Source organism: Magnetospirillum sp., assembly GCA_027532905.1.
Classification (GTDB): domain Bacteria; phylum Pseudomonadota; class Alphaproteobacteria; order CACIAM-22H2; family CACIAM-22H2; genus Tagaea.
In genome coordinates, this window is record JAPZUA010000001.1 from 1582327 (window position 1) to 1594373 (window position 12047).

10 protein-coding genes are annotated in these 12047 nt (G+C 65.1%); 5 read left to right on the forward strand and 5 right to left on the reverse strand.

The genetic code is table 11. The features are described 5' to 3' along the window. Nucleotides 1-2: 2 nt before the first annotated feature. The gene (locus tag O9320_07730; GenBank protein ID MCZ8310728.1) at nt 3-590 is read right to left on the reverse strand and encodes a polymer-forming cytoskeletal protein; all 588 of its coding nucleotides are present in this window, start codon (nt 588-590) and stop codon (nt 3-5) included. An 81-nt stretch (nt 591-671) separates the two neighbouring features. Then, complete coding sequence (locus tag O9320_07735) at nt 672-1370, reverse strand: EI24 domain-containing protein (GenBank protein ID MCZ8310729.1); 699 nt, start codon at nt 1368-1370, stop codon at nt 672-674. Nucleotides 1371-1506: 136 nt separating this feature from the next. On the opposite strand from O9320_07735, the gene O9320_07740 reads away from it, so the two are divergent. Together O9320_07740 and typA are read left to right on the forward strand one after the other, a co-directional pair. After that, nucleotides 1507-2505, forward strand: a complete 999-nt coding sequence (locus tag O9320_07740) for an adenosine kinase (GenBank protein MCZ8310730.1) — start codon at nt 1507-1509, stop codon at nt 2503-2505. Nucleotides 2506-2510: 5 nt separating this feature from the next. Further along, nucleotides 2511-4331, forward strand: a complete 1821-nt coding sequence (gene typA, locus O9320_07745) for a translational GTPase TypA (protein MCZ8310731.1) — start codon at nt 2511-2513, stop codon at nt 4329-4331. A gap of 60 nt (nt 4332-4391) precedes the next feature. Here the strand turns inward: typA and O9320_07750 are convergent, their stop codons facing one another. Beyond that, a complete protein-coding gene (locus O9320_07750; GenBank protein ID MCZ8310732.1) occupies nt 4392-4844 on the reverse strand; it encodes a PAS domain-containing protein in 453 nt (150 codons plus the stop codon). Between the two features lie 115 nt (nt 4845-4959). On the opposite strand from O9320_07750, the gene O9320_07755 reads away from it, so the two are divergent. Further along, nucleotides 4960-6300, forward strand: coding sequence for an MFS transporter (locus O9320_07755; GenBank protein MCZ8310733.1), 1341 nt, complete (start codon nt 4960-4962; stop codon nt 6298-6300). Here O9320_07755 and O9320_07760 read toward each other — a convergent pair. Continuing rightward, entirely contained in the window at nt 6267-7253 is a 987-nt protein-coding gene (locus O9320_07760) for a lipopolysaccharide heptosyltransferase family protein (protein ID MCZ8310734.1), read from the reverse strand. The genes O9320_07755 and O9320_07760 overlap by 34 nt on opposite strands. 75 nt (nt 7254-7328) lie before the next feature. On the opposite strand from O9320_07760, the gene O9320_07765 reads away from it, so the two are divergent. Both O9320_07765 and O9320_07770 read left to right on the forward strand, forming a co-directional pair. Then, complete coding sequence (locus tag O9320_07765) at nt 7329-10058, forward strand: bifunctional acetate--CoA ligase family protein/GNAT family N-acetyltransferase (protein MCZ8310735.1); 2730 nt, start codon at nt 7329-7331, stop codon at nt 10056-10058. Between the two features lie 90 nt (nt 10059-10148). After that, nucleotides 10149-11546 carry a nitronate monooxygenase gene (locus tag O9320_07770; GenBank protein ID MCZ8310736.1) on the forward strand — a complete coding sequence of 466 codons (1398 nt, stop codon included), beginning with the start codon at nt 10149-10151 and terminating at the stop codon, nt 11544-11546. 1 nt (nt 11547) lies between these two features. Here the strand turns inward: O9320_07770 and O9320_07775 are convergent, their stop codons facing one another. Further along, complete coding sequence (locus O9320_07775) at nt 11548-12009, reverse strand: RidA family protein (protein ID MCZ8310737.1); 462 nt, start codon at nt 12007-12009, stop codon at nt 11548-11550. Nucleotides 12010-12047 lie beyond the last annotated feature (38 nt).

Here is a 12047-nt window from a genome sequence, read left to right on the forward strand (position 1 = left end):
GATCAACCGCCGTCGTTGCCTTCCGGCTTGCCCAGGCGACTCGTATCGACCTGCACTTCGCCGGCGATCTGGCCGCCTTCTTCGATCTCGATGCGGCCGTAGCGCACGGTGCCCGAGACTTTGCCGGTGGAGCGGATCCACAGTTTTTCGCGCACGTTGAGGGTGCCCTCGAACGTGCCCGCGATCTCGGCGTTTTCGATTTCCGCCATGCCCTTGAACACGCCGCTTTCGGCGATGTCGACGAAACGGCTTTCCGACAGCGAGGCCTCGACCCGGCCCTCTACGATCAGGCGTTCGCACGAGGTGATCTGGCCCGACAGCACGATCTCGCGACCGACGATGAGCTTGCGCCCTTCAATCGCTTCGCCGCGCTGCACAGGGGCCGGCGTAGCCGGCGGGCGCGGGGCGGGGGTGGCGAGCGGGGCTGCGGCGGCGCGCGCAAGCGCGCCCGGCGACGGCGGGGTGGGGCGCGGGAAGGGGCGCGGCGTCACCATTTCGGCCGTTTCGGGTTCCGATGCAGCAGCAGCAGGGGGCGTTTCGGGCATGGGCGGCTTGACCTCTTCGGTTTCGTCCTTTTTGCGGCGGAACATAGGGCTGGTTCCTTCTTGCGACGTGCGTACGGGGTGCGGCGACCGGGGCAGACCCCCCGACTCGTCAGCTCGGGCGCCACTCTAACCCCGATGGCCCGTTTCTGTCCCTACTCGAAGCCAAGATTCGACCAGATGCGTGCAGGCCGCAACCGCCAAGACAGGAACCGCAAGGTTCACGAACGGGACCAGCGACAGGCCCGCAAACAGCGCGCCTGCCAGCCACGCCTCGCTGCGATGCTTGCGCCAGAGTACGCGCACCGTCGCCGGATCGGCACGCCGTGCGAGCCCTTGGCCAATATATTCGGACGCGAGGAGAAAACCGTTGGCAGCCAAAAAGACCGCCAAATTGAGCCCAGGCACAAAATAAAGCGGCAAAACGAGCAGATTGATGCCGAGCGCCAAACCCACCAGCCGCAGCCCGGCCAGGATTTCGGCCATGGTCGAGCGTGTGCGGGCGGACGGCAAGAGCGGGTAATGGCGCTTTTCGACGGCGACGGCGACGGCCTCCAAAAACAACCCCAAAAAAGCTGCGACAAAGGTCGGGAACAGGATAAGGGTCAGAACCACAACGCCGAATCCGCCGATCGCCGCCGCAGTCGTATCGACCCAAGGAATCGCAAAGAGCTGCGTGTGCAGCAGCGCATAGCCAAGCGCGATCCATAAAACCAGGATCGCGGCCGCGCTTAAGGCGACACTTTTGAGCAAGGGCGCGCGCAAATTCGGATCGCCCAATTGGCCGATTGCGCGCGCGAAGGCGCCCAAAATCGATAGAGACCCCATCGCTGACATGCCCCCGCCGTTTTTCAGGCGTCCTTTGTTCCCGAAACGCGCGCTTGTGCGCCGCAACAAGGATGGGTATTTTCCGCGCGCCGTTTCAAGCCCCCATGGGCTCTCCCTCGAGTCGGCCGGAGAATCAATGTCCAACGCCAAATTCGATGTGCTGGGCATCGGCAACGCCATTGTCGATGTCATCGCCCGTGCCGACGATGCGCTGCTTTCCAAGAACGGCCTCGAAAAAGGTGCGATGACGCTGATCAACGAAGCGCGCGCCGATGCGCTTTATGCGCTGATGGGGCCGGGGCGCGAATCCTCGGGCGGTTCGGCCGGCAACACGATCGCAGGCCTCGCCAATCTCGGCGGCAAAGCCGCGTATATTGGCCGCGTGCGCGACGATCAACTCGGTGGCATCTTCCGCCACGATATCCGCGCGATGGGCGTTGCCTTCGATACGGCCGCCGCAGACGCAGGCCCCGCCACGGCGCGCTGCCTCATCTTCGTAACGCCGGACGCGCAGCGCACGATGCAGACCTATCTGGGTGCATGCGTCGATCTCGGCCCCGCCCAGATCGACGAAGCGACGGTCGCGGCCTCAAGCGTCACCTATCTCGAAGGCTATTTGTGGGATAAGCCGGCCGCCAAGGACGCTTTCCGTAAGGCGGTGGATGTGGCGCACAAGGCCGGGCGCAAAGTGTCGCTGACATTGTCGGACTCGTTCTGTGTGGGCCGCCATCGCGCCGAGTTCCGCGATCTCGTCGACAACCATGTCGACATTCTGTTTGCCAACGAGCACGAAATCACGAGCCTCTACGAAGTCGATACGTTCGACCAGGTGCTGCCGCATCTGCGCGTCAAGCCCGCGCGCATCGCAGCTCTCACGCGCTCGGAAAAAGGCTCGGTCGTGATCGGCAACGGCGAAGTGCATGCCGTCCCCGCCATCCCGAACGTCAAGGTCGTCGATACGACCGGGGCGGGCGATCTTTATGCCGCCGGATTCCTGCACGGTCTTACCACCGGCAAGGATCTCGGCCTTGCCGCACGTCTGGGTGCGATCTGTGCGGCCGAAATCATCTCGCATTACGGTGCGCGTCCCGAAACCTCCCTCAAGGAACTCGCGGCCAAGCAATTGGCGGCCTGAAAATCATGGATCTGCGCAACCTCGCCATCATCGCCCACGTCGACCACGGCAAGACCACGCTCGTCGACCAGCTTCTCAAACAGTCCGGCACGTTCCGCGTGAACGAGAAAGTCGCCGAACGCGCGATGGACTCGAACGATCTCGAGCGCGAGCGCGGCATCACCATTCTCGCCAAGTGCACGTCGGTCGTCTGGAAGGACGTGCGCCTCAACATCGTCGACACACCCGGCCACGCCGATTTCGGCGGCGAGGTCGAGCGCATCATGTCGATGGTGGACGGCGTGGTCGTGCTGGTGGACGCCGCCGAAGGGGCCATGCCGCAGACCAAGTTCGTGACCATGAAGGCTTTGGCCCGCGGGCTTCGCCCCATCGTCGTCGTCAACAAGGTCGACCGCTCGGATGCGCGCGCGCAAGAAGTGCTGAACGAAGTGTTCGACCTGTTCGCGGCTCTGGGTGCGGACGACGACCAGCTCGATTTCCCGGTGCTGTTCGCCTCGGGCCGCAATGGCTGGGCGGCCGAAACGCTCGAGGCACCCCGCGAAAATCTGAACCCGCTGTTCGATCTCATCGTCAAGCACGTGAAGCCGCCGAAGGCCGATGCCTCGGGTCCGTTCCGCATGCTCGCGACGACGCTCGAATACGACCCCTATGTCGGGCGTATTCTTACGGGCCGCATCTATTCGGGCGTCGCCAAAACCAACATGGCGATCAAGTCCTTGTCGCGCGACGGCAAGGTGCTCGAAGAAGGCCGCTTGACGCGCCTTCTGTCGTTCCGCGGCCTCGATCGCACGCCGGTCGATTCGGCGGAAGCGGGCGACATCGTCGCGATTGCGGGCCTTACGGCCACGACGGTTGCCGACACGCTGTGCCAGATCGACGTGAACGAACCGATCCCGTCGCTGCCCATCGATCCGCCCACGCTCGGCATGACTTTCTCGGTTAACGATTCGCCGCTCGCGGGCCGCGAGGGCACGAAGGTCACGAGCCGCATGATCCGCGACCGCCTGTTCCGCGAGTCGGAAGGCAACGTCGCCATCCATGTGCGGGAAAGCGATTCGGGCGAAGCCTACGAAGTCGCCGGGCGCGGCGAATTGCAGCTCGGCGTGCTGATCGAGCAGATGCGCCGCGAAGGCTTCGAGCTTTCGGTTGGCCGCCCGCGCGTGCTGCTGAAGACCGACGACGACGGCAACCGGCTTGAGCCGATCGAAGAAGTGCAGGTCGACGTCGACGAGAACTACGCAGGCGTGGTCGTCGAAGCGCTCGGCCGCCGCCGCGGCGAGATGACTGACATGCGCCCCTCGGGCGGCGCCAAGGTGCGCGTGACGTTCCTCGTCCCTTCGCGCGGCCTCATCGGCTACCACGGGCAGTTCCTGTCCGATACGCGCGGCACCGGCATCATGAACAAGATCTTCCACAGCTATGCGCCGTGGAAGGGCCCGATCGACGGCCGCCACACGGGCGTGCTGATCTCGAACGCCGACGGCGTGGCGGTGACGTACGCGTTGTGGAACCTCGAAGATCGCGGCCCGATGATGATCAATCCCGGTGTGCCGGTCTACGAAGGCATGATCATCGGCGAGCACACGCGCGACAACGATCTCGAAGTCAACCCGCTCAAGGCCAAGAAGCTCACCAACGTGCGCGCTTCCGGCAAAGACGAAGCGGTGGTGCTGCAGACGCCGAAGATCCTCACGCTCGAGCAGGCGATCGCCTATATCAACGACGACGAACTCGTCGAAGTGACGCCTAAATCGATCCGCCTGCGCAAGAAGCTGCTCGACCCCAACGCTCGCAAACGCGCCGAGAAATCCGCCGAGACGGTGTAGAGGGCAAAGGCTGCCTGGCGTTTTCGCACCGGATCCGACGCGCTCGACTGTCTGCAGATCCTAGTCGCCGCCGCCGTCGTAGCCCAGCACGCTGGCGAGCATGTCGACGTTTTTTCCGTCGGCGGCGAAAGGCAGCATCAGCGACTGGTAGCGCCAATAGCGGTTCTGGATCGCGAAATCGCGGGCCACGACAAGCGGCGCGCGCGTGCGCGCGACGTAGGTCAAGGTCTGCACCATCTTCGCGGCCATGTCGCGGTCGTGATACGCGCTCAACCGCGTGCCGGTCAGTTCGATGCCGAAAAATTCGACGGCCTTGGTTGCGTCGAGCCGCACGCGAAAGTCGCCGTCCGGCAGCACGTCGTGCAAAGTCACGTAGCCGAGCGCCCACGGGAATTCGAGTGGGTCGATGTCGGCGCGGCCTGGCAGCGCGTCGCCGCGACGTTTGCCGTGCCAATAGTCGTGGAAACGCCGCAAGCGCGCGTGTCGAATCGCATCGGGGTCGAAGTAGGTCATGGACTTGGCGCGCGCGGCCCCGAAATATTTGCGCCCTCGGCCACCAAAGCCTTCGCGCGTGAATTGCCTTCGCATAGACTGCCGCGATGCGCGCGACTCGTACAACCAAAAACGCATGACCGACATCCCGAACCAAAAGGCGAGCTGGCGGGCGGCCTTGGCCGTCTATACGCGGCCGCGTTTGCTTGCCGTTCTTTTCATGGGTTTCTCTTCGGGTCTGCCGTTGCCGCTGACGTTCGGCACGCTGTCGTTTTGGCTTGCCGAATCGGGCGTGAGCCGCACGACGATCGGCATTCTCGCCCTTGTCGGCACGGCCTATTCGCTCAAATTCCTGTGGGCGCCGATCATCGACCGGCTGCCTTTGGGCGCTTTTACGCGCCGTTTGGGCCGTCGCCGTTCTTGGGCGTTGCTGATCCAGGCGGGCCTCGCCGTCGCCATCTTTGCGCTCGGATTCACCGATCCGCGCATCGATCCGTGGCCGACCGCAATGGTGGCGATCGTCATTGCGTTTCTGTCGGCGAGCCAAGACATCGTCATCGACGCGTTCCGTATCGAGATTCTGAAGGCGGACGAGCAAGGGGCAGGGGCCGCGGCCACGCAATGGGGCTATCGCTTCGGGCTCATGGCGGCCTCGGCGGGCGCGCTCTATGCGGCCGAATACGGCGGCTGGTCTTTTGCATTTTCGGCGATGGCGTGCCTGATGGTGGTGGGCGCGCTCACGGTGTGGTTCACGGCCGAACCGCCCGTGCCCGACGCGGTCGCGGCCCCGTTGCCGGGCAATTCGCGGCTCGAAAAACTCAGCGCGTGGCTGAGCCAGGCCGTGGTCGGGCCGTTCGCCGAATTCGCCACGCGGCCCGCCTGGGCCACGATCCTGATCTTCGTGGTGCTCTACAAATTCGGCGACGCGTTGGCCGGCGTGATGGCCAATCCGTTCTACGTGGCGATGGGATTCAGTCGCATCGAGGTCGCCAACATCTCGAAAATCTACGGCGTGTTTTCCACGCTTGCGGGCGTTGCGGCCGGCGGGGCGGTGGTGGCGCGTTTCGGGCTTTATCCGTCGTTGTTCTATTGCGGCATCCTTCAGGCGATCTCGAACCTCATGTACGTGCTGCAGGCCTATGTCGGCTACGATGTGGCGCTGCTCACACTTACGATCGGCATCGAGAATTTTTCGGGCGGCATGGGCTCGGCGGCGTTCGTCGCGTATCTCTCGGGCCTGTGCAACATCGCGTTTACGGCCACGCAATATGCGCTGCTCTCGTCGCTGGCTGCCGTCGGGCGCACCACGCTTGCGGCCTCGGGCGGCTGGCTCTCGGAACAGCTCGATTGGGTGTGGTTCTTCGCGGCCACGACGCTTGCGGCCTTGCCGGGCCTGCTGATGGTGGTGTGGCTGATGCGGCGTTTTCCAGGCCGCGATCTGCCTCAGCGGGGGCCGGCACTCGTCGTCGACGATTGAAGGGCGGCCAGGACAGCCGCAACCGGAATCGCCGCCATGTCGTTGCCGCCGAAATCCTGCGCACGCAGCACCGTCAAATGCCGGGCGCGCGGTGCGAACTTGGCGGGATCGGTCGGCCCGAACAGCGACACAAGCGGCTGGTCGCCCGCCGCCAGCATATGGCCGCCGCCCGAATCGTTGGCGAGCGACGCTGCTAGGCGCTGGGCCAGCGCGATCGTCAGAGCAGGCGACGTTGCGATGCCGCGCGCGGCCGCTTCTTGCAGCGGCAAGCGCGCGTTGGGCACGGCCGCCGCCGCCGCAATCCAGTCTTTTTCGTCGGGGCCGAGAATGAAGACGGGCACGGTGTCGCCCAGCGCCTTTGCGACGGCAAGATAGTTTTCGAACGGCCAGCATTTGTCGCGATTGCCAGCGCCGGGGGCGAGGCCAATGTAAGTCGGCCCCGGCGGCAGCAAGGTCGCAGCGGCTTGCGTTGCGTCCGTCGGCAGGGCCAAAGGCGGGGTTGCCAGTGTCGGGTCGCCGCCCGCGGCTGCGATCAATTGCAGCATTTGGCCCAGCATCGCGCGTGGCTTGGTGCGCAAGGCGGGCCGTCCGTCGGAAAGCAGAAAACCCGCCGCTCCGGACACAAACTGCCGATGGCGCACACGCCGCACGGCCAGGCTCGTCGAAAAGCGGCGCTGCGTATCGATCACCAGATCGAAGCTGCGGCCACCCAAGGGCCGCATGAAGATATCGCCCAAGCGGCTGCCAAAGCCTGCGTTTTCAAGGGTTTCGTCGATCAGCCCAGCCACGAGGGGGCGCAAGCTGCCGGCATATACGCTGGGGCCTTTGCCCGCACACCAGGTAATTTTCGCCGTCGGCCAGTTGGCCTTGAGCACCCGCACGAAAGGCAGTTTCAGCAGCCCATCGCCGACCAAATCGAGCCCGACATAGACCAAAATTGTTTGGGGTGTCATTTTGTCACAATTCGGCGCTATTATGTTGCAGTGCAGCAAAGTTAGGCTGGAACCCAGAAAGGGTAGCGGTCCTCGATGTCGATCCGAAACCTGGACAAGCTTTTGTCGCCCAAATCGGTGGCGTTGATTGGTGCCACGCCCAAACCGGGGTCGGTCGGGGCCGTGCTGGCGCGCAACCTGTTCCATGCCGGTTTCGCAGGCCCGATCTTGCCGGTCAATCCGAAATATCCGGCGATCGAAGGCGTGTTCGCCTATCCGGATGTGCAGAGCCTGCCGGTGGTGCCCGACCTTGCCGTGATCTGCACGCCGCCTGCGACGGTGCCGGGCATCGTCGCCCAATTGGGCGCGCGCGGCTGCCGTGCGGCGATCGTGATTTCGGCGGGCTTCGGCGAATTGCCGAACAATGCCGGCAAAGCGCTCGAGCAGGAAATGCTCGACGCGGCCCGACCCTATCTCATGCGTATTGTCGGGCCGAATTGCCTGGGCGCCATGGTGCCAGCCATCGGGCTCAACGCCACCTTCTCGCATGTGGCGCCGATGGCGGGCGATCTTGCGTTCGTTACGCAATCGGGGGCGATGGCGACCGCCATCGTCGATTGGGCGGCCCCGCGTAAGATCGGCTTCTCGCATCTCGTGTCGCTCGGTGACATGAGCGACGTCGATTTCGGCGACATGCTCGATTGGCTCGCGACTGACGGCAAAACCCGCGCGATCCTGCTCTATATCGAAGCGGTTACGCAGGCGCGCAAATTCATGAGTGCGGCGCGTGCGGCTGCGCGGCTCAAGCCCGTGATCGTGATCAAGGCCGGGCGCCATGCCGAAGCCGCCAAGGCGGCCGCCTCGCATACCGGCGCTTTGGCCGGCGCCGATGCGGTTTACGACGCGGCATTCCGGCGCGCGGGCATGCTGCGCGTCTACGATATCGACGAATTGTTCGATGCGGTCGCAACGCTAGCTGCCCCCCCTTTGCCGGGGGGGCCTGGCGAAGGCGGGGACCGGCTTGCCATCCTCACCAATGGCGGCGGACTCGGCGTGCTCGCAACCGACACGCTGATGGACCAGCTCGGCCATCTGGCGGCACTCGATGCGGACACGCAAGGCAAGCTCGACAAGGTGCTGCCGCCGACCTGGTCGCACGGCAATCCCATCGACATCATCGGCGATGCCGACGGGACCCGCTATCGCGCCGCACTCGACGTGCTGCTGCAGGCACCCGGTGTCGATGCCGTGCTGGCGCTCAATTGCCCGACTGCGATCGCCTCGTCGGTCGAGGCCGCACAAGCCGTCATCGATGGCGCCAAGGGTGCGAAGATCCCCGTGTTGGCATCGTGGCTCGGCGGCACGCAAAACGCGCTGGCGGCACGCGCATTGTTCGCCGATGCGCGCATCCCGTCCTACGAAACGCCGGACAAGGCCGTGCGCGGCTTCATGCATCTCGTTCGCTATCGCCAAGCGCAACGCAACCTCATGGAAGTGCCCGACGCCGCCCCCGAAATGCTTGCCCCCGATCCGATGGCCGCGCGCGCCATCGTTGATGCGGCGTTGGCGGCGGGCCAGGAATGGCTGTCGGACCCGCAAGTGCGCGGCGTACTGGCGGGCTACGGTTTTGCGCTGCCGCGCGGCGAACTCGTGGGCGACGCGACCTCGGCGGTGCTCGCGGCCGTGCGCATCGGCGGGCGCGTGGCGCTCAAGATCGTGTCGCCGCAGATCCTGCACAAATCCGACGTCGGCGGCGTTGCCCTCAATCTCGACGGGCCGCGCGCGGTCGAGCTGGCGGCGGCCGCGATGATCGAACGCGTCAAAGCCAAACGCCCCGACGCCGTCATAACGGGTTTCCTCGTGCAGGAGATGATCCGGCGGCCGGATGCGCACGAGCTGATCCTGGGCGTGAGCGAAGACCGCCAATTCGGGCCCGCGATCCTGTTCGGCCAGGGCGGGGTCTCGGTCGAAGTGGTCGGCGACACGGCGATGGCTTTGCCGCCGCTCAACGTGAAGCTCGCGCGCGAACTGATCGGGTCCACGCGCGTGTCGCGGCTGCTGCGCGGCTATCGCGACCGCCCGCCGGCCGATCTTGCGGCTGTGGAATTGGCCCTCGTGCGCCTGTCGCAGCTGATCTGCGATCTCGATTCCGTAGCCGAGCTCGACATCAATCCGCTGCTGGCCGACGCGAGCGGTGCCATCGTGCTCGATGCGCGTATCCGCGTGCGCAAACCCGGCAGCCAGGTTCATGCCGCCCGCCTTGCGATCGAGCCTTATCCGTCCGACCTCGTCGAAACGCTCGAACTCGACGGCATCGGCACCGTGCGGCTGCGCCCTGTCCGCCCCGAAGACGCGCCGCTCATCGACGGGCTCATCGACCATATGAGTGCGGAGGATCGCCGCATGCGGTTCTTCGCCCCCGTCACGCGCCTCACGCGGCCGCAATTGGCGCGTCTGACGCAGATCGACTACGACCGCGAGATGGCCTTCGTGTGCGAGCGTGGCGACGACCCGGAAGGGCTCTTGGGCGTGGTGCGCCTCGCCGCCGACCCCGACCGGGCGCGCGCCGAATACGCCATCGCGCTGCGCTCCGACCTCAAGGGGCTGGGGCTTGGCCGGCGGCTGATGATCCGCATCCTCGACTATGCCAAGGCGCGCGGCGTGGGCGAGGTTTACGGCGAAATCCTGCGGGAAAACCACAATATGGTCGAATTGTGCCGTGTGCTGGGCTTCGATATCAAAGCCGTACCCGACGAACTCGATATGGTGCATGCCAGCATCGCTTTGGCCGCCTGGGGGGAGCGGGCGGAGGCGGCGGCCCAATAGCCGCTTGCGTTCGCCCGATTACAATTTTATCACTGTCGCGATCTTTTAACCCGGGCCTCCCTCTCCCCCCGAACCAACGGAAGCGACATCTTGTTCTCACTTGAACCGATTATGATTTCGGGCCGCGAGGTTCTGCCGGTCGTCGAAGGCGGCAAGGGCGTTTCGGTTTCGAACGGCGAAAGCTCCGGGGCGTGGGCGGCGGCGGGCGGGGTCGGCACGTTCTCGGGCGTCAATGCCGACCATCTCGACGAAAACGGCAATGTGGTGCGCCAGATCTATCGCGGCAAAACGCGGCGCGAGCGCCACGACGAGCTGATCGCCTACGCGGTCAAGGGCGCTTTGCACCAGGCGCGCGTGGCGCGCGAAATGTCGGGCGAGCAGGGCCGCGTCCACATGAATATCCTGTGGGAGATGGGCGGGGCCGAGCCGATTCTCGAAGCCGTCCTCGACCAGTCCAAGGGCCTGATCCACGGCGTTACGTGCGGGGCCGGCATGCCCTACAAGATCGCCGAGATCTGCGCCAAATACGGCGCCTACTATTATCCGATCGTGTCTTCGGCGCGCGCGTTCCGCGCTTTGTGGAAGCGCGCCTACCACAAATTCGCCGATCTCCTGGGCGGCGTGGTCTACGAAGATCCGTGGCTGGCCGGCGGCCACAACGGCCTGTCGAACGCCGAAGATCCGCTGAAACCCGAAGCGCCCTTGCCGCGCGTGATCGAACTGCGTCGGCAGATGCGCGAATTCGGCCTCGAGCGCACGCCGATCATCATGGCGGGCGGCGTGTGGCGTCTCGACGAATGGCAGGATTTCGTCGGCAATCCGGATGTGGGCCCGTGCGCGTTCCAGTTCGGCACGCGGCCGCTGCTCACCAAAGAAAGCCCGATTTCCGACGCCTGGAAGCAGCGCCTGCTCACGCTCAAATCGGGCGACGTGCTGCTGCATCGCTTCTCGCCGACCGGCTTCTACTCGTCGGCCGTGCGCAACCCGTTTTTGTCCGAGCTTGAAGAGCGTTCGGCCCGCCAGGTCGCCTACCAGATGCACCCGGTGGGCGAGCACGACCAGCCCTTTCCGGTGGGTGCTCGCGGGCGGCTCGTCTATCTCTCGGCGCAAGACCGTGCTTCGGCCGAGCGCTGGGTCAAAGCCGGTTTCACCGAGGCTTTGCGCACGCCCGAATTCACGCTGATTTTCGTGACTCCGGCGCGCGCCGAAGAGATTCACCGCGACCAGGTCAATTGCATGGGCTGCCTTTCGGCCTGCGCCTTCTCGAACTGGCAGCAGAACGACGCCGGCACCACCGGCAAAAAGGCCGATCCGCGCAGCTTCTGCATTCAGAAGACGCTGCAGGACATCAGCCACGGCGCCGACGTCGAAGCGCAGCTGATGTTTGCGGGCCACAACGCGTATCGCTTCGCGTCGGACCCCTACTACCGCAACGGCTTCATCCCGAGCGTGAAGCAGCTCGTCGAACGCATCGCGACGGGCCAGTAAGCTAGCTTTTCACCGCGAAGATCGCTTCGATCTCGACCGTGATGCCGCGCGGCAGGCTGCCCATGCCGACGGCCGAACGCGCATGCCGTCCCGCTTCGCCGAAGACTTCAACGAACAGGTCCGAACAGCCATTGATCACTTCGGGCTGGTAGCCGAAGCCGGGTGCAGCGTTGACCATGCCGAGCAGCTTGACCACGTAGTCGACCCGGTCGAGCGAGCCCAATGCCAGGCGTGCGGCCGCGAGCAGGCCCAGGCCCACAAGGCGCGCATCCTGCCTGGCTTCTTCGAGCGTCACGCCCGCGCCGACGATGCCGGTGCGCAGGCTGCCGTCGGCCAGGCACGGTCCCTGGCCCGACAGATAGAGCGTGTTTGCATGCAGCCGAAACGGCAGGTAATTGCCGCTGGGAGACTGCGGTTCGGACAATACGATGCCGCGTTCTTTGAGGCGCATTTCGGCCGACATTGGCGGGCTCCGCTGGGTTTGGGCGAGGACTGCGCGAT